The following is a 23,603-nucleotide window of genomic DNA, read 5'->3' as shown; positions in this document are numbered from 1 at the left end:
CACGGGCTTTGCGTTCAATCCCGGTTCAATCCCGGCTGAAGGAGTCGTAGTCGATTTACCCGCGTGCCGGCGGCGTTAATCATGCAAGCCGGACAGAAAAACCGTTTACAGAACGCGTGTTCGGTGTATAATACAAGTAGAGAATCTCGCCGCGCACCGCGCGGGCGGATTCCCAATATGCGAATGCCGGGAGGGAGAAACGATGCCGGGTCGCAAACGCGTGATTATGCTGATCGATATGGAAAGTTTCTACGCGGGGATCGAGAAAGCGCGGCGGCCGGAGTATCGTAATATGCCGCTCGTAGTGGCCGGGGACCCGTCGGTGCCGTCCAGTGCGGTTCTGGCGGCTTGCCCTATTGCCAAAAGGCATGATATTCGTACCGGAGAACGCCTGTCGATTGCGCTGTCCAAATGCCCGGATCTGGTGGCCGTGCGTCCGCGTATGGCGGAGTATATCGAGGTGTCCGCCCAGATCGCGGGCATCGTGGAGGCGTATACCGATCTGGTGGAGCCGTATTCGATCGACGAAATGTTCGCGGACTTTACGGGCACGCTGCATCTGTACGGCGGCGGGCCGGAAGAGCTGGCGAAGCTGGTCCAGCAGCGTATCGCGATCGAGACCGGCGTGCGCGCGCGGTTCGGCATCGGGAGCAGCAAAGTGCTGGCCAAGCTGGCGTGCGACCTGGTGGCGAAGCGCACGGACGACGGGATTTTTACTTTACATACGCGAGAATTGGAGAGCGCGATCTGGAACGAACCCGTCCGCCGGATGTGGGGAGTGGGGCGGCGAATGGAACGCAAGCTGCACGCGCTGCGCATTATGACCATCGGCGATCTGGCCCGCACGCCGCTGAGCCGGCTGCGTGCCAAATGGGGCGTCAACGGGGAAGTGCTGTGGCGGACGGCGAACGGGCTGGACGATTCGCCGGTGCAGCCCTGGGCAGCCGGGGAAACCAAAGAAGTCGGCACCACGATTACGCTGCCGCGGGCGTACCGGGGAGCGAGGGAGATCGAGACCGTGCTGCTGGATTTGTGCACGGAGATCGGCCGCCGGGCCAGGCGGATGCGGCGTATGGGCGGTACGCTTTCGCTCGGCGTCGGCGGCGAAAGCGGGCGCGCGGGAAGCTTTCGCCGCCGCATGCGGCTGCCGGAACCCAGCGATATTACCTCGGAGCTGCACGCGGCGGCGCGTACGCTGTTCCGGGAAGGCTGGAGCGGTCTGCCGGTCAAGCGGATCGGTTTGTCGCTGTCGGGGCTGGTGCGGGCGGACGTATATCAGCTGTCGCTGCTGGATCTGGAAGGCCGCGAGCGGCAGCGGGCGATCGACGCCGCCATGGACGAGATCAAAGACCGTTTCGGCGAGACCGCGATCGTAAGGGGCAGCTCGTTTACGGAAGCCGGCCGCGCCAAAGACCGGGCGGGGAAGATCGGAGGACATTACAAATGACGAAGAAGCTGGAAGGAAACGGATTGTGGGAATCGAGCCGGATGCTGCTGCCCGAATACCGCGCGCGGATCGAACGGCAGAGCCGGGAGAGTATCCGTGCGCCTCGTCCCGAGCTGCATCAGGACGCGCTGGAAGATATCGCGGAAGCGCTCAAGCACTCGCTTGCCGCCGGGCGCGCGGTCCGGCTCAAGCTGCACGGCGAATACGGCGGCGAATTTGCCGAAGGAGTCGTAATCGACGCCAGCCCGATGAGCGGCGTATTGAAGCTGCGAAGCGCGCAAGGCGTACGCAGGATCGCCTATAGCGATATTATCGGGGCGGAGCCGGCGGAACGCTGAGCGGGGCCTGGCGCGGCGAAAGGATGCGAGGCGATGAAAGCGACGCAGGAAGAGATGGTGCTGATCCGTACGATGCTGGAGCTGCCATTTGTCATCAAGGTGCTGGATGCCGATATGAAGCGGATCGAGAGCAGCCCGCTGCGTACGCGCGGGGCGCTGATCCGGCGCTTCGAAGGGCTGCGCGAAGACGCGCGGCACGAGATGCGCGATGTGCGGCAGATGCTGCATATGCGCGGAATCAAGATTACCCGGCAGACCCGGACGGAGGACCGGATGACCGCGGAGTATATCTGCCGCGGGCGGCAGGACCGGATGATCCTGATGTGGAGCCGGGTCAAATGCGACGTGGAAGAACGGGTGGAGGCGGGACTGGGCGCCGGCCCCGCCGCACGATATTGACGGACGACCGCCGCCCGGCGCGGCGTCTGGTCGGGCCGGAGTTCCGCCGGTATAATGGGAAGAAAAACGACGGGAGCGGGCACTATGGGAGCGGAGAATAAAAAGGAGCCGGAACGGGAGCTGGCGGCGGCCGTCCGGCTGTTCTGGCCGGATTACGAAGGGACGACGGAGCGCGGCGCCAGCGGCTGGAACAATACGACAAGGTTCGTCGCGCGAGCAGGCCGGCGGTATGTGCTGCGGGTTTACGAGACGCATCGCGACCGCAGCCGGATCGAATTCGAACAGGCGGTGCTGCGGGAACTCGCCGGCTTGCCGCTGTCTTTTTGCACGCCGGTGCCGGTCAAGACGGCGGACGGCGCGGATATCGCGGAGCTGAGCGACGGACGATACGCCTGCTTGTTCGGTTATATCGAAGGCGTGCGGCCCGGCGACGAAGACGCGCGGATCTTCCGGGGGCTGGGCGAAGCGGCGGGGGAATTGAGCGCCGCGCTTGCGCGTATCCGGCTGCCGCTGAAACCGGCTTACCGGCCGTATTACGAACTGGAAGCGGCTTATCCGCTGTGCGCGCGGGAAGCGGTGGAAGCGTTCTGCGCCCGGCCGCCGGCCGAGCTGGCGGAAGCGCGGGCGGAACTGAATATTCTTGCAGCCGCTTACGGAGAAATCGTCGGCGAACTGGAAGTGCTGCGCCGTCTGCCGCATCAGCTGGTGCACGGCGATCTCAACGCGTCGAACGTGCTGGTCGGCGGCGGGGCGCCCGGCGAGATCGCCGCGCTGCTCGACTTTGAATTCTGCACGTACGATGTCCGGGCGATGGAAGCGGCGGTCGTTTTGTCCGCTCTGCCGGAGCCCGATGCATCCGAAGCCGGCGAAGAATGGGCGGAGACGGCGCGCTCGTTTTGTTTGGGCTGGCAGCAAAGCGTGCCGCTGACCGGCGAAGAGATCGCCGCGCTGCCGCTGCTGATGCGGCTGCGCAAAGTGGATGTATTTCTGCACTTCTTGACCCGTTACCTGGAGGGGGTCGAAGGTCCGGACGCGCTGCTGAAGATCGTCCGCCCGCTGTGCGCGGAATTGAGAACGATTGAGAATCGGGAACGTGAAATCAAAAATTTTTTTAACTGAATAAAAGCTTATTGAGAATGAAAAAACCGGCTTATACAGCCGGTTTTTGTTGTTTTTAGCCGCTTTTTTGAACAGAGCGGACCGAAATTTTTTAAAATATCTAGTTGATTATCATTCTCAATTAGGATATATTGTTCACAGTAAAAAGATTTCGATTCTTTTAAATTCTATCGGCGAGGAGCGGATGGCATGGAAACCAGTATGTATCGTCAACCGGCACCGGCGGAGCTCTACGAGCAGATCAAGGACTTTCTCCACCGGTATGAAAATCATAAACAGACCGAACCGTCCCGACTTCGGGCGATGATCGGCGACGAAGAAGCGGGCAGCCGCGTCGGGAATCTGACCGTGGTGCGCGTGATCGACTGCATCGGGCGTTTCGAGCCGATCAACGGAACGACCATTGCGGAGAAAGTCGAGCTGTCGCGGGCGGGCATTACGAAGATCGGCGCGCGTTTGCTGCGCGAAGGTCTGGTGAAGCGCGAACGCATGCGGCACAACCGCAAAGAGATCTACTACCGCCTGACGCCGGAAGGCCGCGATGTATTCGAAACGCATCAGCGGCTGCACGCCAGCGAAGCGGCCAGTTTCCGTACTTTCCTCGACGGATACAGCGGCGAGCAGCTTGCATTTGTCGGCGAGTTTCTTCGGCACGCGGGCGCGGAATTCGAACGCCAGCGGCACGAACCGCTGCTGGAGCAGGCGAGATAACGCTCGGCTCGATACTTAAACCGATACGCGGGACGGACAACGTCTTGGCGCGTCGGTTTTTTTGCGTCATAATTGTAGAAAGACCGGTGATCGAATACGCGGCCGCGTTCTATGCCGCGCTCGGATTTCGCGTCAAGAGCAGTTGGTTGGAGTTGGGAAAAGCTTGAAACGGGGTATACATAAATTGTTGAAGCGTTTACCTATTTTGCGGCGGCAAAGCTTTGGCGGAAAAAAACGCCGTCTATATCGAACAAGAGAGGGAGAGATTCGATGTCTAAATTAGTGGAACGTCTGCTTGAACCTTCGGGCGGCGCGCTGCGTCCGCAGCCGCTGGACCCGGTAAAGATCGTGTCCGGACGGATCGTCGCCTGCGATCCGCTGGCCAACCCTGTCGAAGCTTTCGAATACGAAGTGGCGCCGGGCACGTATCCGGTATTTGCCTGGCACAGCGAGCAGCAGGGCGCGATTGCCGGAGCCGAGCTCCGCTTCTCCGACAACCGGCCGGTGCGATGGGAGCTGGCCGTCCGTCCCGGCCAGGACAAATCTTCGCTTAAAGAAGATGAAATCTTCGGGTATCCGGTGGATGCCGGACTGGGCAGCTTTGCCGACGAAGACGCGATTCGCGCGACGGAAGCGCTCGATCAGCGTCTGCAGGAAGAACTCGGCGACGAATATATCAGTCTTTACGACGATCTGGTGGCGGATGTGCTGGAAGAGCACGACGACGTATGGGGCAACCTGACGGCCGACGAAGAAAGCGGTTTGAACGTCGTGATGTTCCGTTCGGGATACGGCGACGGCGTTTACGCTTCTTACTGGGGCATCGACGAGAACGACAATGTCGTCGCGCTGCTGACGGACTTTCAGGTCGTCGAGTAATTTTGCCCACAGCCGACCGGCCGCAAGCGGAGGAAGGGAGACATCCTTTTCTCCGCTTTTTGGCTTGCGCCCGTTTATTCGCATGGTACAATGCATGAAAGCGCGGCGCCGCGCTTGGCGGCGAAGCGGAAGAGACGCGAAAGGGGCGGGAAATATGGGGGATGAATCCACAGAAACCGGACGGAAAGCGGAGCCGGCGGGCGGCGAAGAGCGGCAAGCGCCGTTGCGGGAAGTTTTCGGACCGGAGATGCGGCGGAAACTGGAAACGCTGCGCGGAATCGCCGGACGATTGGAACGAGCCGGCGTCGATTATACGATCGGCGGAAGCGGCATGCTGCTCGGCCTCGGCTTGGCCGATTCGGTCCGGGACTGGGACCTGACCACGGAAGCGGACGAATCGGAGATTCGCCGGGCTCTTGCCGGCCTGGAGCTGATCGACACCGGCGGCCCGAGCGATTTCTATGCGACGGGCTATAAGCTGCTGGTCGCGGGCACGGAGCCGGAAGTGGAGATCATCGGGAAGTTTGCGATTCGCGCAGACAAAGGAATCTGCCGTCTGCCTTCGCTGCCGGGAGGCGTTTGGGGCGGTCTGCGCATCGCCAGTCCCGAGATCTGGTGGGCGGCGTATGCGCTGATGGGCCGAACCGGCAAAGCGGAGCTGCTGGAACGTTACTTGCATACATACGGCGCGGATGAAGCCGCGCTGAGCGAACTGCGCAAACAGCCGCTTCCCCGCGAGCTGGGGAAGCGGCTGGAGAAACTGTCCGTTCCGGCGGGGAACGGAAGACCGTAAAGCTTGAAGCGGGAACCGGGGCGTCAATCGGAGGCGCGTTCGATCCCGGCCGGTCCGCCCGAACGCGTCCGGCGGTTGACCAGCATGATGCTGCCGGCGATCATCAACAGGCCGATCAGCAGCGTGATCGTCGCCGATTCGCGCAGCAGTACGATACTGAATACGTTCGACAGCACGGGAATCAGAAACGTGTACGCGCCGACGGTGCTCACTTCGCCGTTTTCGATCAGCAGGAAGTAAATCATCCAGCCGCCGGCGATGACGAAGACGGAGATAAACAGCAGGATGCCGATAAAGTCCGGCGTCCACTGCACGGCGCTCCAGCTTTCGGTTCCGCTGCCGAGCAGCATCAGCGCCGTTCCGCCAAGCAGGAGCTGCACCGTTACGGCCCAGACGGAGTCGATGCGGGCGCCCTGCTTTTTCGTATAGATCGTGCCCAGCGCCCAGCACAGGGCGGACAGCAGCGCAAGCGCGATCCCGAGCGGCGACAGACGGCCTTCCAGTCCGCCCAGGCTGATGACGCCGACGCCGGCGAAGCCGAGCAGCAGTCCCGCGGCTTTCAGCCGGCCGAGCGATTCTCCGAGCCACAACCGGGAGAAGATGCCGAGCAGAATCGGCTGGAGAAAGACCAGGGTCGAGAACAAACCGGCGGGCAGGTAGCCGATGCCGATCGTTTGCAGGCCGTAATAGCCGACGATATTGAGCAGAGCCAGCGCGATATAGATGCCGGCGTTCGACTTCCAGCGAAGCTTTCCGGGCCGCGTGAGCAGCGCGACGGGCAGCAGAATCAGTCCGCCGAGCAGCGTGCGCATGCCGGAGAACAGCAGCGGAGGCGTATGGTCCAGCGCCATTTTGGTCAGCGGCCAGTTGATGCCCCAGATCAGGACAAGAAACAGGACCATGCCCAGCGTTTTTTTCGGAGATAAATTTGTCACGGGCAATCATCCTTTCCGAGCGGAAATCTTGTTGTACTGCGGCGGGTCCTCTGCGGAACGCCGCTTTTTTGTCCGGTCAATCAAGCGTATAATAAAATTTATCATAAATAAAATGAATCTTTCGCATAAAGGAGATAACGATAAAGTTATGACCATTACGCAGATTGCCATCTTCGTTAGGGTCGCCGAGACGCTGAGCTTTACGCGGACGGCCGAAGAACTGCATATGACCCAGCCGGCCGTCAGCCATGCGATCGCCGCGATCGAAGCGGAGCTGGATACGCGGCTGCTGCTGCGCGACCGCCGGCGCGGCGTGAAGCTGACCGGGCTCGGGGAGAAAGTGCTGGTGCAGTTCCGGGCCGTGCTGCAGAGCATGGACAAGACCGGGCAGCTGATAGCGGCGGAAAAAGGCATCGAAGTGGGGCGTGTATCGGTCGGCGCGTTTCCGTCGGCCTCGGCTTACTTTCTGCCGCCGCTTATCCGGGAAATCCGCGAGAATTATCCGAATTTGCAGTTCGATCTGCATGAAGGCACAGCCGACGAAATCCGCGAAGGGCTGGGCGAACGCCGTTTCGACGCGGGCCTCGTTCTGCTGCCGGCTCCGGGCCTCGACACCGTTGCGTTGGTCGAGAGCCGGATGATGCTGCTTCTGCCCGACGGGCATCCGCTGAGAGACAAGCCGCGGGCGTCGATTCGCGATCTGGACGGCCAGGATCTGCTGCTCTGCCGGGGCGGTCACGAAGTGGCGGTGCTGGAAGCGTTCGAACGGGCGGGCAGCCGGGCCAAGATCACGTTTACGACCCAGAACGTCAGCACGATGGTCGGCATGGTATCGCAGGGCCTCGGGATCGGGATCATCTCGGAGATCGCGCTGTCGATGCATCCGCATGCGCTCGAAGTCCGCGAGATCGTGCCCCCGATCGTGCGCGGCATCGGCGTCGGGGTGCCTTCGCTGGAAGACGTATCGCCCGCGGTGAGGCTGTTTATCGAAACGGCCGCGCGGCTTTTTGCAGAAGCGGACGTATCCGTAGTATAAATAAACGGAGAAGATCTTTTGGATTCGCCACTACTTAACGCGAGGAAGGGAGCACGAACCAATGACGGAACAGCAGAAAAGTCTGGAGCCTTTCAAATGGGTGGAGCACGAAGGAGGAAAAGCCTCGATCATTTTGACGGCGGGCATTTACAAGGACGAAATCTTTGCGACCCGGGCGGAAGAAGGATTCGAAGGCAGCGGATACGATTGGACGTCGCTGGCCGCTGTTTTTCTGGAGGAAAAAATGCCGCATCTGGCCGATCGGATCAAGTTCGATCCCGAAGGCGACATGTTTTCGGCGTATTCGGACGATCCGGAATCGCTGGATCTTTTCATACTCGGCTTCAAAGAAGCGTGCGAGGACGACGCGCTGATTGCCGATCTGTTCTCGCGCGCCGAGCTGGACTGATCCGGACATGCCGGAGTCGGGCTGCGGACCGCGTCTCGTAGAAAAGTCCCGGTTTTTTTAAGTACAAAGCCCTCCTGTTAATTCGTTCAAATGTAAGTTGTTTCCTCGCCGTTCGTTTTGTTACGATAGACGGGCTTTGGATTTTGGCGGCTTGCCGAGTGAATTATCCGAAAGCCGTTAGAACGAAGCGGATTTGGGTTAATAACCCAGGGAGACAGACTTACAGGACTCGCGAAGTCCAAACTCAGGAGGGGTACATACAATGAAAAAGATGTGGATGGCTTTGTGTTCGGTCATGCTGGTGGCAAGCATTACCGCCTGCGGCAACAATAAGGAAGAAGCGGAAGCTCCGGCAGCCGACACGACGGCGACGGCGCCGGCCGAGACGACGCCTGCGGAAACGACTCCGGCCGAAACGACGACCGAGACTCCGGCCGAAGAAGCGGCGGAACCTGCGGAAACGACCGGCGAAGCGTCTTCGATGTCGGCCGAGGAGCTGCTCAATAAAGCCCAGGAAGCCAGCAAAGAACTGAAAAGTTACAATATGGTGGCCGATATCGAGCAAAATATGTCGATGGGCGGTCAGGAACAAGCTTCCAAGACCAAACTGAGCACGGATATCTTCCTTGATCCGATCAGCGCCCACCAGATCATCACGACCGATGCCGGCGCTACGGGCGAGATCGAGCAGTACATCACCCAGGACGATATCTACACCAAAATGGGCGATCAATGGACCAAGCTGCCGGAAGAAAACAAAGCTCAGGTCATGAGCAGTCTGGAAGGCACGGCCGATCTCGACACTTCGTTCGAGCAGTTCAAGTCGGTCGCCAAAGACATGAAAGTGACCGAAGAAGGCAATAACTACGTCCTGACAGCCGACCTGTCCGGCGAAGATCTCAAGAAGATGGCCGGCGAAATGCTGTCCCAGCAGTCGGGCGGAACCGATGTGGCGGCTATGCTGGAGCAAATGAATATCGAGAAAATGCACATGGTTTACGCCATCGACAAAGAAACGTCGTATCCGACCGAAACCAACGTCGATATGACGATGACGATGGACGGCGCAGCGCTGGCCGAAGCCGGAGCGGAAGCGCCGGAGGGCGAAGACATGAACATTTCCGTGAACATGGTCATGAAGAGCACGATCTCCAAGCATAACGAAATCAAAGAAATTACCGTTCCGAAGGAAGTTACCGACAGCGCGCAGTAAGCGAAGCGCGATCGAACCGAACAGCGGAAGACCGGGCGCAAACTTGCGTCCGGTTTTTTTTGCGGTCGCACATTTTGGGCAAAACTTTTTCGAAACGTCGGAAGTCTATTCAGAAAAGATATCGATACGCACAATCCGGGAGGCGACAAAACAATATGAACAAAAGAAAAAACGCCGCGGCCATTTTTGCCGTATGCCTGGGTCTGCTGGCCGCCGACGCCTGCAAGCCTGCGGCGGCATCGGCGCAGACCGGTGTAATCGTTACGCCTACGAGCCGAGTGACGACACAGATCCAGCTGGACGGCAAGTCCGGCCTGACGCAGATTCCGCTGCGCGATCTGGCGCGGGCAATCGGAGCAGAGCTGACCTGGCAGCCCCAAAACGGCACAGCGAAGCTGCGGAAGTGGTCGAACGTTTATACGTTTACCGCCGGGCAGCGCGATTATACGATCAACGGGAAAAACGTATACGGACAAAAACTGCATGAAGCCGTTGAAATGCGAGACGGCAGATTGTACGTCGAGACGGCTTTTTTGCGAAACATGAGCTATGCGGTCGAATACGAAGCCGGACAGATTACCCTCAAGTCGCCGCTCAGCGCGCAAACCGAGAAAGTCCTGCTGACCGGCAATCTGACGGAAGCGCGCCGTACGGCTATGACGCTGGCCCAGGGAAGGCTGCTGCGCTCCGAATATCCGCCTCTTGAGGAGCAAGCGTCGGAAGTGTCCGACTTGGTCTTTATGTTCCCCGAAGGCGAAGCGCTGCGCTGTTATATGCTCTTTGGCAATAAAGCGGAGTTGGTCGAATTCAAGGGCGGCTATCCGGTGGTGATTGCGCAGGGGCATATCGAGGAAAACGAACAAAGCTTCCGGCAGCTGTTGGGCGGACGCACAAGCGATACGTCGGGCGTTTTCCCGGCCATCGAAAAGCCTTACCTGGCGTATGCTTCGCATATTTTCGGAGAAGGCACGTCGCGCAGCAGTTTAAGGGTCGAGCCGGACGGCGCGTACACGAGCCTGGGTTCGGAGTATCTGATCGGCGGAGAGCTCAGCCGGAGCGAAGGCCGGATTGTGTATACGCTGGACGGAGAGAAACGTACGGACAGCCGGACGAAGTGGTAAAAAGGAACGGTATCCGAGGCAACGAGAAGTCTAAAAGACGCGAAAGCGGCGATGTTCCATTCGCCTGCGAAAGCGTCTTTTTGACGCGCGATGAATGACGAACGCTTGAAAACGCCCCGTTTCCCGCTTCAAGGCCGCTCTTCGCCTTATGCCCGTTTACTATAGTAAGTCATAGCCTCAGGATATAGACGGTTGATAACCATTGGGCGAAAAAATCCGGGCAGGAAATGCAAGAAGCCTTGCGGGACAAGGGATTGAACGCATTTGATGCAAAAAGTCTTTCACTTGCGGCTATCGCCAAATCCGATAAGGAGAGAAGGAATTGAGTCTTATTCGGCATTTTTACGCTTTTTCGACTCATTGACACCCGTCCGCCGTCTGCCTATGATCGTACTCAAGAACAGGACGGGCCGTCCGGGAGGCGGACCTCTCCGATACCAACATCCGACAGGGAGGCATTACCAATATGAGTCAAGTAAAAAGTTCGAATCTGGGATATCCGCGCATCGGCGAGAAACGGGAATGGAAAAAACTGCTGGAGTCGCACTGGTCCGGCAGGATCGACGCACAGGAGCTGGAAAGCGAAACGAAAAAGCTGCGCCTCGACTACCTGCGCAAACAGCGCGACCTGAAAGCGGATCTGATTCCGGTCGGCGACTTCTCGTTGTACGATCACGTGCTCGACACGGCGTTCACGTTCGGCCTGATCCCGCAGCGTTTCACCGGCGGAGCGAACGTTAAACACGATGAAGCATGCAACTGCGCGCACGGTTCGCAGGGCGAAGAAACGGCTTCCGCGCAGGACGCCGATGTCAAAGCTTTCGCTCCGGGTGAAAACGGCGCTTACGGGCTGGACGCATACTTCGCGGTCGCCCGCGGCACCAAAGCGTTCACCGCTTCGCCGATGACCAAATGGTTCGATACCAACTACCATTATATCGTACCGGAACTCCAGGGCCTTGAACCGAAGCTGACCGTCAACCGTCCGCTCGCCCTGTACCTGGAAGCCAAAGAAGAGCTGGGCATCGACGGCAAGCCGGTGATCGTCGGACCGCTGACGCTGCTGAAGCTGGCGCGCGGCCTGGAAGCGGACCGCTTCGACACCCTGCTCGACCAGTTGACTCCGCTGTATGCGCAGGTGCTCAAAGAACTGAGCGAAGCCGGCGCGCAGTGGGTACAGATCGACGAGCCGATCCTGGTGCTGGAAACGAGCGACGAAGATATCGAGCGCCTGCGCAAAGTGTACGAAGCGTTCCGCGCGGCCGCGCCGGAACTGAATATCCTCCTGCAAACGTATTTTGAATCGGTAGCGCGCTACGAAGAAGTGGTGCAGCTCCCGGTGCAGGCGATCGGCCTGGACTTCGTGCACGACCGCGGACGCAATCTGGCGGCGATCGAGCAGCACGGCTTTCCGCAGGACAAAATCCTCGGCGCCGGCGTAATCGACGGACGCAATATCTGGCGCTCCGATCTGCAGGTGAAGCTGGACCTGCTGCGCCGTATTCAACAAGCCGCTTCGCCGAAAGAATTGTTCGTTCAGCCTTCGTCGAGCCTGCTGCACGTGCCGGTCACGACGCGCAGCGAAGACAAGCTCGAAGCGAAGATCAAGGACGGACTGAGCTTTGCCGACGAGAAGCTGACGGAGATCGCGGTGCTGGTCAAAGCGCTGAACGAAGGCGAAGAGTCGGTATCCGCGCAGATCGCGGAAAGCGTCAACGCCGTGGCGGCGCTGAACGCTTCGGCCGACCGCAACGACGAGTCCGTGCGCGACGCGCTGGGCAAGCTGGACGACCGCCGTCCGGAACGTTTGTCCGCTTACGCCGTCCGCCGCGATGTGCAGGCCAAGCGCCGTCCGCTGCCGCTGCTGCCGACGACGACGATCGGCAGTCTGCCGCAGACGACCGAAGTGCGCCAGGCGCGCAGCAAATGGAAAAAAGGCGAGTGGAGCGAGGAGCAGTATGTAGAGTTCCTGCACGCGGAAACGGAAAGATGGATTCGCATCCAGGAAGAAATCGGCATCGACGTGCTGGTGCACGGCGAGTTTGAGCGCAACGACATGGTCGAATACTTCGGCGAGCAGCTGTCCGGCTTTACGACATCCGGCTTCGCCTGGGTCCAATCGTACGGTTCGCGCTGCGTGAAACCGCCGATCCTGTACGGAGACGTGAAGCTGCTCAGCCCGATGACGGTAACGGAAAGCGCGTATGCGCAGTCGCTGACCGACAAGCCGGTCAAAGGCATGCTGACGGGCCCAATCACCATCTACAACTGGTCGTTCGTCCGCGACGATCTGCCGCGTTCGGTCGTGCAGAACCAGATCGCGCTCGCGCTGCGTTCCGAAGTGAGCGCGCTGGAAGAAGCGGGCATCGGCATGATCCAGGTGGACGAGCCGGCGCTGCGCGAAGGACTTCCGCTCAAGCGCGAAGACTGGCAGGGCTACCTCGACGACGCCGTGTACGCGTTCCGCGCCGCAACGACGAGCGTGCAGGACGAGACGCAGATCCACACGCATATGTGCTACGCCGAATTCGGCGATATCATCCAGGCGATCTCGGACCTGGACGCCGACGTGATCTCGATCGAAGCCGCGCGCAGCCACGGCGACCTGGTCTCCGCGTTCGAAGACCATACGTACGACAAAGGCATCGGCCTCGGCGTATTCGATATCCACAGCCCGCGTCTGCCGGAGCGTTCGGAGATCGAATCCATCGCGCAGCGGGCGCTGGACGTGCTCGATCCGGCCCAGTTCTGGATCAACCCGGACTGCGGGCTCAAGACGCGCCGCGAAGAAGAAGTCATTCCTTCGCTGAAAACGATGGTCGCCGCGGCAGCCGCGCTGCGCGAAGAGTTCGCCAAAGCGGGCGCGGCTCAGGGAGGCGCCGGCGCGTCCGGCGGCAACGGCTAATGGGGCTGCTCGACGAACTGCGCCGCAGAGTCGTCGTTGCGGACGGGGCAATGGGCACGCTGCTCTATCTGAACGGGATCGACCGCTGTTTCGAAGAGCTGAATCTGACCCGTCCGGAGCAGGTCCGCCAGATCCACCAGGCTTATTTGACGGCCGGGGCGGAAGTCATCCAGACCAATACGTATGCGGCCAACGACCAGAAGCTGAAGCGATACAACCTGGAATACGAATTGGAAGCGATCAACCGCGCCGGAGCGCGGTTGGCCCGCTCCGCCGCGGAAGACACGGGCGCTTACGTGCTCGGCACGATCGGCGGCATCCGCAGTACCAAGCCGGGCGAAGCGACAATCGGGGAGATCAAGCGCAGCAACGAGCGCCAGATCGACGCGCTGTTGGACGAAGGCGTGGACGGCCTGCTGCTGGAAACGTTTTACGACCCGGAGGAGCTGCGCGCGACGCTGTCGGTCGCCCGCAAGAAAACCGATCTGCCGATCGTCGCCCAGGTATCGACGCAGGACTCCGGGTATTTGCAGGACGGCAGCACGCTGACCGAGATCTTCGCGGTGCTTGAAGATCTGGGCGCCGACGTCGTCGGGCTGAACTGCCGGCTCGGTCCGTTCCATATGACGCGCTATCTCAAGCAGGTGCCGCTGCCCAAGCACGCTTTCTTGTCGGCGTACCCGAACGCGGGTCTGCCGGAGTACAACGAAGGCCGGCTGCGCTACCGTTCGGGCGCGGATTATTTCGGACGCAGCGCGCTGGAACTGCGCGGCGAAGGCGTTCGCCTGATCGGCGGCTGCTGCGGCACGACGCCGGAGCATGTCGCGGCGATGGCCGCCGCCGTCAAAGGCGCGGAGCCGGTCACGGACAAAGTCGTCGAGACGCTTCAAAGCGCCGAAGCCGCGCTGCAAAGCCGCATCGAAGTCCGCGATCCGGTCGGTTCGGCGGACGACGAAGAAGGACCGCCGCCGGAAGTGCCGTTCCACAAAATGACCGCGGCCAAAGGCCATTCGGTCATCGTGGAACTCGATCCGCCGCGCACCCTGCGCACGGAAGGCTTTTTCAAAGGCGTCCAGGCGCTCAAGGAAGCGGGCATCGACGCGCTGACGATGGCGGACAATTCGCTCGCCAGTCCGCGGATCGCCAACGAATCGCTGGCTTCGGTAATCAAAGAAAAGTACGGCGTCCGTCCGCTGGTGCACGTCGCCTGCCGCGACCGCAACATGATCGGCCTCCAGTCGCATCTGATGGGACTTGCTTCGTCCGGCATCAACCAGATGATCGCCATCACCGGCGATCCGTCCAAAGTCGGCGACGTGCCGGGCGCGACTTCGGTGTACGATTACAATTCGTTCGACCTGATCAAGCTGTGCAAGCAGTTCAACGAAGGCCGCCTGCCGTCGGGCCGTTCGCTCGGCCTGCGGGCGAATTTCTCCGTCGGCGCGGCGTTCGACCCGAACGTGCGCCATCTGGATAAAGGCGTGCAGCGGTTGGAGAAGAAGATCGCGGCCGGCGCGGATTACTTTATGACCCAGCCAGTCTACGACGAGCGCCGGATCGAAGAACTGTACCATGCGACCAAACATCTGCAGCAGCAGATCTTTATCGGCGTCATGCCGCTGGTCAGCGCGCAGAACGCGGCTTTCCTGCATAACGAAGTGCCCGGCATCCGCCTGACCGACGAAATCCTGGCCCGGATGCAGCGGCACGAGCACGACAAGGAAGCCGCGATGCGAGAAGGCATGGCAATCTCCCGCTCCCTGATCGACGCGATCCTGAATTACTTCAGCGGCGTGTATATCATGACCCCGTTCCTGCGCTACGAGCAGTCCGCGGAACTGACGCGGTACGTGCACGAAGCGGCCAAGCGGAAAGAACGGAATATCCGGCTTGTGCAATAAATTCGCCGGGACATGAACTTCGTCGTAGAATCAACATGCACCCCTTAAATGCGAATCGGAAAACCCTTCGGGCAGACCGACAAGCATTCGGGGGTGCATTTTTTGTGAATAAATGCAGCTGCGCTTTTACGTTTCCGCTTGAATAAGAACCGGCTTTTTACTCCGCTTTGCGTACGGTCAGCACCGCTTTGCCGGAGAACTCCCGGTTCAACAGGCGGCGAGCGATACGGCCGATTTCTTCCCACGACGCTTCGGCGCCGATATGCGGCGTCAGTTTGCCTTCGGCGGCCAGCCGGGCCAGCAGCGACAGACCGGGAGAAGCCGCGCTCCGGTTCAATTCTTCGGCAAGAAAGAAGCCGTACAGCGTGCGTCCTCCGACCGAGCTGAGCTCGCGAATATCGAGCGCCGAAGACGGGGAAGACGAGTAGCCCATCGAAACGAGCGTGCCGCCGGGGATCAGCATGGGCACAAGCGCCGTCAGCGTCTCGCCGCCGACCGAATCGATAATCAGGTCGTACGGCGCGAACGCCGCCGCTCCGGCGGGCGGCATCTCGCCCACGATCACTTCGTCAGCGCCGGCTTCGCGCACCAGCGCCGCTTTTTCTTCCGAACGGGCGGTGCCCGTTACATAAGCGCCGCTTAGCGCGGCCAGCCGGTGCGCCAGTAGTCCGACGCCGCCGGTCGAACCGGTAATGAGCACGCGCCGTCCGAGCAGCAGTCCGCCTTTGCGCAGCGTATACAGCGCGGACAGGCCGGCGACGGGCAGCGCGGCCGCCTGCTTGAACGACAATCCGTCCGGAATTTCCGCCAGCTGCGAAGTCGGCGCCGCAATTTTTTCGGCCCATGCGCCCGACAGCAGCAGGCCGAAGACCCGGCTGCCCGCCGCCGGTCCGGAGCCGTCGGCCGCGGCTTCGATCACCGTGCCCGCAAAGTCCCAGCCCGGACGGAAGCCGTCGCCGTGCTTCGCGGCGTCCCGAACTTCTCCCTGGTTGAGCGAGAACGCTTCGACCCGGACAACCGCTTTGGATCGGGACGGCCTCGGTTCTTCCGCTTCTTTTAACGTAAAGTTTCCCGCAGCCGATGAATCGTAAACGACAGTCTGTATCATGATCACTTTCCTCCCAGCATCCGTAATGAGTATCAAGCGCAGGCCTTCGTTCGTTTGCTCACGGCTTGTAAGGAAGAGTATACTGGGGCGTACACGGGCGACCAAGAGTAGAACTGCACCTGACGCAGCGGATCAAGCAGAGGAGGAGCTGCCGTGATACCCGACGAAACACCATTTAAAATAAAAACGAATACAACGCTGCAAACACTGCTGCGCGAGATCGAAGCCATGCGAATGCGTCGTCAGCGCGAACTTTCCAAACACGGCCGCCCGCCGCTCAAACGCTTCACCCAGCAGGAGCTGAACGACGAAGCCTGTCCGACCTACAAGAATTGGCTGACCGGCCGCTCCGCGCGTCTGCCCGATCGGGATACGGTGCTGAATATCGCCGCTTATCTGGAGTGCAGTATGGACGAGCGCAACGCGCTGCTGCTGGCCGCCGATTATATTCCCGACTACGAGCCGCTCGTCGGCCGGGAATTGGAACGGGCGGTCGACGATGCGCGCTCCGTACTGGACACGCTGGCCGTTCCCGCGCTGATCGCGACCGAGCTGCTGGATATCCAGGCGTTCAACGAGCCGTTTGCCCGGCTGTTCGGACTATCGCCCGATCTGCTGGCGCAGCGGGAGGTGAGCATGGCCGATCTGCATTTCAACGCCGACCTGCCGGTGAGAGAGCGCTCGGTTTTCGACGCGGAGTCGTTCGGGCTGTGGGAAGGCCATGCGCGCAGCGAAATTCATTTTTTTAAAAGCGATCCTCGCTTTGCCGGACGAGGCGGGCGCTTCGCTTCGCGAATCGAGCGGTATCGGCGGTACGACGCGTTCGACCGCTACTGGAGCGAACCGCCCGCGCAGCCGCCCGCCGAGCGGACGCGTTCGAAGATGCTGCGGGCGCGCATGGACGGGGAAAGCGAAGAAACGCGCATCCGCTACCGGAGCGTCCGGATCGATCCGGGCGGTCGGCGGGGAGCGGACATATTCGCTTTTCTGCCGCTGGACGATCCGGCGCGCCGCGTATTCGAACGCCTGGGCGGTTCCGCGGCGGTAAACGGCGTTTTCTGACCCCGACAAAAAGAGCTTCCCGCGCGTTCGCCGATGCAAACGCCGCGGAAAGCTCTTTTTTCTAATCGCCTGCCGATTCTGTCCGATCCGGCCCTCAGTCCATAATCCCGTCGTTGTAATACGTAATAATATCTTTGCGCCGGATAATGCCGAGGAAAATGCCGTCGTGATCCGTCACGGGAACGAAGTTCTGGTCCGCCGCGAGCGTCAGCATATCCTCCATGTCCGCGTCGATCACGACCGATTCGTTATGCCGGTAGCGCTTGATGCTGTCGAGCGGTACTTCTCCCATTGCATCCAAATTGAAATTGAACGTATTTTTGAGCTTCCACAGCAGATCGCCTTCGGACAGTGTGCCAACGTAGCGCCCTTCTTCGTTAATGATCGGAACCGCCGAGTAATGATTCTCTTCCAGCAGGTCCATCGCTTCTTTCATCGAAGAAGAAGAAGGGATATATTTGACCTGATCCTTGGGCAGCAGAAAACGCGAAACTTCCATATGTGTCTACACCCCTCAACCGTAAATTCAAAAAGCCTCCCTTCTATTAAAACATATCTACCGATCAATTTGAACGCTTGCATGGTTATACGACGAAACCGTAACCTTTTGCGGCGGGTAGACGTTCAATTAAACAAGCGATATATCAGCTCGAAACCTGCGAACTTTTAAAGAAAGGGTGAATGCAAATGTTCGAGAAACGCGCAAACGAAGCAAGGGAATCGCTGAGCCGGAGATTGGATGTTTTTCCGGGCAGCCGGCGGAGGGAAAAGGACAAGGTAGAGCCGCCCTGGATCGCGGAAGCCGAGCGGGAGCTCGGGTATCGTCTGCCGGATTCCTACGTCTGGTGGCTGAAGGAATTCGGCGCTTTGCGGTTGTACGGATCGGAAGTGTATACACTGGCGCCGCCGGAATATCGCGAGCTGGCGTCCGACGATCTGCTGTACAATCACAGGTTGAATCTGGAAGACGATTGGCGTCCGGAAGGACGGCTGTATCTTTTTGTGCCGGACACGGACGAAGAATTCTTCTTCGACGTATCGGAGCCGGTCCGCGAGCCGGACGCGCCGGCGGAGTATCCCGTAATGCGCTTCGACCATCTGGGCGGCGACGCCGAGGTGTACGCGGACGACTTTGCCGGATTTTTGGATCGGATTCTGACGGAAAACAACGCCTGACCGACTCGAAAGCGGGAAGCCGCAAAAAAGTGCAATTGCAGGAAATCGTCTTTTGGCCGATACTGGCTAACAATCCGAATACCTACCGGCGAACCCGGAAGCGAGGAGGAAGCGATGAAACTGCAAGACGGACTTTTTTTGCCGGCTTCTTTTGCAATGCCCGAAGCCGGCGCGCAAAACAAAATGCTGGTCGGCGATCTTGACGGCGACGGGAGGATGGAACTGCTGATGGTACAGGCGGACGGCGGGATCGACGACCGCTATGCGCCGCACCAGACCGTGTGCCTGACCGCTTACGATCTGGACGGGAAGCTGCTCTGGCAAAAAGGGCGGCCCGCGGCAAACCCGGGCCGTTCCGGCTCCGACTTCCCGGCCCAGATCGCCGATATCGACGGAGACGGGTGCATCGAAGTGCTGTGCGTCATGGACAAAAGGTTTCTTGTGCTGGACGGCGCGACGGGCGAAACGAAGCGTTCGTTTCCGCTGCCCGGCCCCGAAGCGCACGACTGCATCCTGATCGCCAACTTGTCGGGAGGCGAGTACGCGTCGGATATTCTGCTCAAGGACCGCTACCGGAATCTCTGGGCGCTCGATCGGGACTTCAATCTGCTGTGGACGCACGAAGGGAACCTGGGACATTTTCCGTGGGTGCACGATTGGGACGGCGACGGACGCGACGAAGTAATGGCCGGATACGACATGCTCGGGCCGGACGGCGCTGTGCGCTGGTCCTGCCGGGACCTGGACGATCATGCGGATTGTATCTGGACGGGAGATGTCGACGGCAGCGGCGAAGAACGCATTGTGATCGGCGGCAGCGTAACGGTTATGCTGGACCGCCTCGGGGCCGAGCTTTGGCGCTACGACGGTTCGATCGAATCGCAGCATGTGTCGCTGGGCCGGTTTCGAGACGATATGCCCGGACTTCAAGTCGCGGGTCTGGACCGGATCGTGCGGGGCGATACCGATGGAAGTTGGAGCGAGAGCGGACGCGACGCTATTTTCCTGCTGGATCGGGAAGGGCGCGAGCTGTGGACCGAAACCAGGCGGACTCCGGGGTGGCTGACTATTGTGGAAACGCTGAGAGGGTGGGACGACAGCGGCCGGGATTACATACTCGCTTACCGACGGGGAGGCGGAATTCGTCCCACGCTGTACGACGGGCATCTGCGCGAGGCGCTGACTTTTCCCGTGGACGGGCTGGCGGTTCACGCCGATCTGACCGGGAGTGGCCGGACGCATATGCTGCTGCATAACGAGGACGGCGTATTTATATATGCTTCGTCCGAAGGCGAACTGAAGGCGTCGAACCCCGGTGTTCCGCTGGTCCAGCCGAGAAGATTGTCGCGCTCCACACTGTACCCGGGCGGCGAATATCGTTTGCTTCCGCCTTATTGAAGGAAATCGAACCCGCGGAGGCCGGCAAAAAAGTGTAATTGCAGGAAATCCGCGGATTCGGTATAGTGGGGTACAACTTACCCGGCCGGGAACGTTTCGATCTAAATCCGATTAAACTCATGGGTTAACAAGAAAAAGGGAGAGTGCATCATGCGAAGAATCATAACCAGAACCGGAACAGCAAACGGATTTTCAACTTTCGGGCCGGGAACGCGTTACGCGAAGCTGTTGGCGCCGCTGCTTGCGTTTGCGCTGATGCTGTCCGCCTGCGGCGGATCGAATCAAGCATCGTCGGAAGCGTCCGGCGGCGACAGCGGACCGCTCGAAGTAAGCGTGATGACCATCACGCCGAGCGCCACGCCCGCGTCCGACGACAATGTCATCAAGCGCGCGATCGAGAAAGCGACGAATTCGAAGCTGAATATCCAGTGGGTGTCCAACAATATTTATGCCGACAAACTGAACCTGACGCTGGCGTCCGGCGATATTCCCGAGCTGATTATGATCAACGATCCGTTCAGCAGCACGTTTACCAAGATGGTGAATCAAGGCGCGTTCTGGGATATTTCCCCTTACATCCACGATTATCCGAACCTGACGAACGGCATCCCGGAGATTGCCTGGGAAACGACGAAGCAGGCGGACGGCGGCAGCTACGGCATTCCGAGACCGCGTCCCGTCGACGATATTTCATTTTTTATTATCCGCAAAGACTGGCTCGACAATCTGGGGCTGGAGCCTCCGACCACGACGGACGAGCTGTATACGGTGATGAAAGCGTTCGTCGAGGACGACCCGGACGGAGACGGCAAGAAAGATACGACCGCGCTCGCTTCGTACATCAGCCCGGACGATTTCAATATCGGCCCCGCGCTGAACGCGATCGAGAATTCGTTTACCGGGGCGAACGGAAGCTGGAAATGGGACGAGTCGCAGCAGAAGCTGATCTATACGGCATTTCTGCCGGAGACCCGGGAGTCGCTGGAATACCTGGCGAAGGCGTATAAAGAAGGACTGCTCCCGGAAGATCTGCTGTCGCTGAAACTTACCCAGGCGCGGGAACTGTTTACGCGGGGCGAAGCGGGCATTATCGTCGACAAAACGGGCACGATGCGCAACATCTACGCCGACGAGTTGAAGAAGGTCGATCCGTCGTTCAAGTATACCGACTTCTATCCGCTGACCGCTATCAACGATTACACGCCGCTCGGCTCCGGTTACAACGGTATTCTGGCGATTCCCAAAACGGTATCCGAGGACAAGCTGAAACGCATCTTGAAGCTGGTCGATACCTGGATGAACCACGACGTGTTCGAAATCCAGAAGTACGGGTTGGAAGGCGTGCATTACAAGCTGGAGAACGGCAAAAAGATCGCGGACAAAGAAAAACTTTCGGCCGACAACGCTTCGGACTTCAACCATATCGTCAACGTGATCGACATGCCGTGGGAGCCGACCGGAGAAAGCGAAGAAGAAACGCAGGCCAACGAGCTGTTCAAAAAAATCGACGAAGCGCGCGCCGCGACCAGCGTCGCCGACCTGTCTTCGGGTCTGCAATCGGCCGCCGGACAGAAGATTCTGCCGGACCTCAACAAGCGGACGCAGGATATCAAAGCGAAGATTATTCTCGGGCTGGAGCCGATCGAAGCCTGGGACGAATTTGTGAGTTCGCTGGAAAGCAGTGCGGACGTGCAGAAAATGAGCGAGGAGATCAACGAAGCGTATCAAGTCAGAAACGCCGAGTAAAGGCGGGAAGCGAGGGCTGCATATGATCGATATCCACCACGAAAAGCCGGGCCGCCGCAATCCGCGAACGCCGGAGAGCCTGGACGACGAAGCGGGCCAGACCGGCGGCAGGAGCCGCGCCCGTGCGGCGATTGCCCGGTTGAACCGCGACCGCTCGCTGTATCTGCTGGCGCTGCCCGGCATCGCGTTCTTCCTGTTTTTCAAATACGTCCCGATGTGGGGTCTGCTGATCGCGTTCCAGGATTACTCGCCGTTTGCGGGGATAAGCGGAAGTCCGTGGATCGGACTGGACAATTTCGCCGAATTCTTCTCCGCGCCGGACTTCGCGCTGCTGTTCCGCAATACGCTGGCGATCAGCGCACTGAATCTGTTCTTGTTTTTCCCGGTGCCGATCCTGATCTCGCTTGCGCTGAACGAACTGCGAAGCGTGTTCTACAAACGGTTGATCCAGACGGTGATCTATATGCCGCATTTTCTGTCGTGGGTCATCATCGCCGCGCTCACGCTGATCTTGTTTGCCAAAAGCGGAGGACTGGTCAATCTGGCGCTGGAATCGATGGGACTCGCCCGCGTCGGCGTGCTCACCGATCCCGATACGTTCTGGCTGCTGCTGACCGCCCAATCGATCTGGAAAGAAGCGGGCTGGGGCACGATCGTGTTTCTGGCGGCAATCGCGGGCGTGGATACGCGCTTGTACGACGCCGCGCGCATGGACGGAGCCGGACGGCTGCGGCAGATCTGGCATGTGACGCTGCCGGCGATTCGCGGCGTCGTGATCGTGCTGTTTATCCTGAGGCTGGGCGATGTGCTGGAAGTGGGCTTCGAGCAGGTGTTCCTGATGTACAACGGAGCCGTGTCGCAGGTGGCCGAAGTGTTCGATACGTATGTGTATCGCACCGGCATCGAACAGGGACGTTTCGGCTACAGCACGGCGGTCGGTCTGTTCAAATCGCTGGTCGGCCTGGTGCTCGTGATTGCGGCGAACCGGCTGGCGAAACGCATGGGAGAGGAGGGCGTCTATTGAATACCGTCAAACGTTCGCTTGCGGACAAAATAGGCTCGTTTCTCAACGCGCTGCTGCTGGGACTGCTGGCGCTGGCGATGTTCTTTCCGCTGTATTACGTGTTCGTCGTCTCCTTGACCGATCCCGGCGAATATCTGGCGCGCAGATTCGTCTGGTTTCCGCGGAACTGGTCGCTTGACGCTTACCGGTATTTGCTGTCGACCGACGCGTTTCCGCGCTCGCTCGGCAACAGCGCCTTTCTGGCGACGGTCGGCACGGCATGCAGCCTGGCCGTTTCCGCTTCGCTCGCCTACGCGCTGTCCCAGAAACGGATGATGCTGCGCCGCGCGGTGCTGATCTTGATTATGGTTACGATCCTGTTCAGTCCCGGCATCATCCCGAATTATCTGTTGATCCGCGAGCTGGGTCTGATCGACAATCTGGCTTCGCTGATTCTGCCATCGCTGGCGAACGGCTGGACTGTGCTGCTGATGAAAAATTTCTTCGACAGTATTCCGGCGGAAATCGGCGAATCGGCGGCGGTCGACGGAGGCGGGGCGTTTCGCGCCTGGATCTCGATCGTGCTGCCGCTGTCGATGCCGGCGCTGTCGGCGTTCGGACTGTTCTACGCGGTCGGCTATTGGAACCAGTTCTTCTCGGCGCTGCTGTACCTGAACGACGCGGACAAATGGCCGATCCAGGTGCTGCTGCAAAATATGCTGCTGAGCGCTTCGAACGTCGATCTGGCCCAGCCGGGCGAACAGGTGCAGGCGCCGCCGAACGAAATGCTGAAAATGGCCGCGGTAATCGTGGCTGTGCTGCCCGTGCTGGCCGTTTATCCTTTTCTGCAAAAACATTTTGCCAAAGGAGCGATGGTCGGCGCGGTAAAAGGCTGATCCCGGTA

The 23,603-nt window shown here is 59.8% G+C and carries 22 protein-coding genes; 19 read left to right on the top strand and 3 right to left on the bottom strand.

Features of this window, described 5'->3' with window-relative positions; all coding sequences use genetic code 11:
* Positions 1–202: 202 nt before the first annotated feature.
* The 7 genes from QWJ34_RS19160 (at position 203) to QWJ34_RS19130 (ending at position 5,686) form a co-directional block, all read left to right on the top strand.
* Entirely contained in the window at positions 203–1,447 is a 1,245-nt protein-coding gene (locus QWJ34_RS19160; protein WP_302730313.1) for a DNA polymerase IV, read from the top strand.
* Positions 1,444–1,785 carry a YolD-like family protein gene (locus tag QWJ34_RS19155; RefSeq protein WP_302730311.1) on the top strand — a complete coding sequence of 114 codons (342 nt, stop codon included), beginning with the start codon at positions 1,444–1,446 and terminating at the stop codon, positions 1,783–1,785. The genes QWJ34_RS19160 and QWJ34_RS19155 overlap by 4 nt, the downstream gene beginning before the upstream one ends.
* 33 nt (positions 1,786–1,818) lie before the next feature.
* Positions 1,819–2,184, top strand: coding sequence for a YhjD family protein (locus QWJ34_RS19150; RefSeq protein ID WP_302730309.1), 366 nt, complete (start codon positions 1,819–1,821; stop codon positions 2,182–2,184).
* 54 nt (positions 2,185–2,238) lie between these two features.
* Entirely contained in the window at positions 2,239–3,303 is a 1,065-nt protein-coding gene (locus tag QWJ34_RS19145) for a phosphotransferase (RefSeq protein ID WP_302730307.1), read from the top strand.
* Between the two features lie 189 nt (positions 3,304–3,492).
* The gene (locus QWJ34_RS19140) at positions 3,493–4,014 is read left to right on the top strand and encodes a MarR family transcriptional regulator (RefSeq protein WP_302730305.1); all 522 of its coding nucleotides are present in this window, start codon (positions 3,493–3,495) and stop codon (positions 4,012–4,014) included.
* A gap of 270 nt (positions 4,015–4,284) precedes the next feature.
* Positions 4,285–4,893, top strand: a complete 609-nt coding sequence (locus QWJ34_RS19135; protein ID WP_302730303.1) for a DUF4241 domain-containing protein — start codon at positions 4,285–4,287, stop codon at positions 4,891–4,893.
* A gap of 154 nt (positions 4,894–5,047) precedes the next feature.
* Positions 5,048–5,686, top strand: coding sequence for a hypothetical protein (locus tag QWJ34_RS19130; RefSeq protein WP_302730302.1), 639 nt, complete (start codon positions 5,048–5,050; stop codon positions 5,684–5,686).
* A 23-nt stretch (positions 5,687–5,709) separates the two neighbouring features.
* On the opposite strand, the gene QWJ34_RS19125 is transcribed toward QWJ34_RS19130, so the two are convergent.
* The gene (locus tag QWJ34_RS19125; protein ID WP_302730301.1) at positions 5,710–6,621 is read right to left on the bottom strand and encodes a DMT family transporter; all 912 of its coding nucleotides are present in this window, start codon (positions 6,619–6,621) and stop codon (positions 5,710–5,712) included.
* A 148-nt stretch (positions 6,622–6,769) separates the two neighbouring features.
* Between QWJ34_RS19125 and QWJ34_RS19120 the strand changes: the two genes are divergently transcribed.
* The 6 genes from QWJ34_RS19120 to QWJ34_RS19095 all read left to right on the top strand — a co-directional run bounded on the left by QWJ34_RS19120 (position 6,770) and on the right by QWJ34_RS19095 (position 15,206).
* Positions 6,770–7,657 carry a LysR family transcriptional regulator gene (locus QWJ34_RS19120; protein ID WP_302730300.1) on the top strand — a complete coding sequence of 296 codons (888 nt, stop codon included), beginning with the start codon at positions 6,770–6,772 and terminating at the stop codon, positions 7,655–7,657.
* Between the two features lie 61 nt (positions 7,658–7,718).
* Positions 7,719–8,066 carry an Imm51 family immunity protein gene (locus QWJ34_RS19115; protein WP_302730299.1) on the top strand — a complete coding sequence of 116 codons (348 nt, stop codon included), beginning with the start codon at positions 7,719–7,721 and terminating at the stop codon, positions 8,064–8,066.
* Positions 8,067–8,328: 262 nt separating this feature from the next.
* Positions 8,329–9,279 carry a DUF6612 family protein gene (locus QWJ34_RS19110; protein WP_302730298.1) on the top strand — a complete coding sequence of 317 codons (951 nt, stop codon included), beginning with the start codon at positions 8,329–8,331 and terminating at the stop codon, positions 9,277–9,279.
* 155 nt (positions 9,280–9,434) lie between these two features.
* Positions 9,435–10,400 carry a copper amine oxidase N-terminal domain-containing protein gene (locus QWJ34_RS19105; RefSeq protein ID WP_302730297.1) on the top strand — a complete coding sequence of 322 codons (966 nt, stop codon included), beginning with the start codon at positions 9,435–9,437 and terminating at the stop codon, positions 10,398–10,400.
* A 466-nt stretch (positions 10,401–10,866) separates the two neighbouring features.
* Positions 10,867–13,305, top strand: coding sequence for a 5-methyltetrahydropteroyltriglutamate--homocysteine S-methyltransferase (metE, locus tag QWJ34_RS19100; RefSeq protein WP_302730296.1), 2,439 nt, complete (start codon positions 10,867–10,869; stop codon positions 13,303–13,305).
* Entirely contained in the window at positions 13,305–15,206 is a 1,902-nt protein-coding gene (locus tag QWJ34_RS19095) for a bifunctional homocysteine S-methyltransferase/methylenetetrahydrofolate reductase (protein ID WP_302730295.1), read from the top strand. The genes metE and QWJ34_RS19095 overlap by 1 nt, the downstream gene beginning before the upstream one ends.
* Positions 15,207–15,363: 157 nt before the next feature.
* On the opposite strand, the gene QWJ34_RS19090 is transcribed toward QWJ34_RS19095, so the two are convergent.
* Positions 15,364–16,314: a zinc-binding dehydrogenase gene (locus QWJ34_RS19090; RefSeq protein WP_302730294.1), complete on the bottom strand. Its 951-nt coding sequence runs from the start codon at positions 16,312–16,314 to the stop codon at positions 15,364–15,366.
* Positions 16,315–16,467: 153 nt separating this feature from the next.
* Here QWJ34_RS19090 and QWJ34_RS19085 point away from each other — a divergent pair, with 153 nt between their 5' ends.
* The gene (locus tag QWJ34_RS19085) at positions 16,468–17,376 is read left to right on the top strand and encodes an MmyB family transcriptional regulator (RefSeq protein ID WP_302730293.1); all 909 of its coding nucleotides are present in this window, start codon (positions 16,468–16,470) and stop codon (positions 17,374–17,376) included.
* Positions 17,377–17,470: 94 nt separating this feature from the next.
* Here QWJ34_RS19085 and QWJ34_RS19080 read toward each other — a convergent pair whose 3' ends face one another.
* Positions 17,471–17,875 (bottom strand): CBS domain-containing protein, encoded by a 405-nt coding sequence (locus tag QWJ34_RS19080; RefSeq protein WP_302730292.1) that lies wholly within the window; start codon positions 17,873–17,875, stop codon positions 17,471–17,473.
* Between the two features lie 188 nt (positions 17,876–18,063).
* Here QWJ34_RS19080 and QWJ34_RS19075 point away from each other — a divergent pair, with 188 nt between their 5' ends.
* The 5 genes from QWJ34_RS19075 (at position 18,064) to QWJ34_RS19055 (ending at position 23,595) form a co-directional block, all read left to right on the top strand.
* Positions 18,064–18,552, top strand: a complete 489-nt coding sequence (locus QWJ34_RS19075) for an SMI1/KNR4 family protein (protein WP_302730291.1) — start codon at positions 18,064–18,066, stop codon at positions 18,550–18,552.
* A gap of 114 nt (positions 18,553–18,666) precedes the next feature.
* Entirely contained in the window at positions 18,667–19,950 is a 1,284-nt protein-coding gene (locus tag QWJ34_RS19070; protein WP_302730290.1) for an FG-GAP-like repeat-containing protein, read from the top strand.
* A gap of 150 nt (positions 19,951–20,100) precedes the next feature.
* Complete coding sequence (locus tag QWJ34_RS19065; RefSeq protein ID WP_302730289.1) at positions 20,101–21,696, top strand: extracellular solute-binding protein; 1,596 nt, start codon at positions 20,101–20,103, stop codon at positions 21,694–21,696.
* A gap of 22 nt (positions 21,697–21,718) precedes the next feature.
* Positions 21,719–22,720, top strand: a complete 1,002-nt coding sequence (locus tag QWJ34_RS19060; RefSeq protein ID WP_302730288.1) for an ABC transporter permease — start codon at positions 21,719–21,721, stop codon at positions 22,718–22,720.
* Positions 22,717–23,595, top strand: coding sequence for a carbohydrate ABC transporter permease (locus tag QWJ34_RS19055; RefSeq protein WP_302730287.1), 879 nt, complete (start codon positions 22,717–22,719; stop codon positions 23,593–23,595). Before QWJ34_RS19060 ends, QWJ34_RS19055 begins: the two co-directional genes overlap by 4 nt.
* The last annotated feature ends 8 nt before the right edge of the window (positions 23,596–23,603 follow it).

Origin of the sequence: Saccharibacillus sp. CPCC 101409, assembly GCF_030518235.1 — a bacterium.
Taxonomy (GTDB): Bacteria; Bacillota; Bacilli; order Paenibacillales; family Paenibacillaceae; genus Saccharibacillus.
Note: the sequence above shows the minus strand (reverse complement) of the source record. Positions and strands in the feature narration are given on the sequence as shown.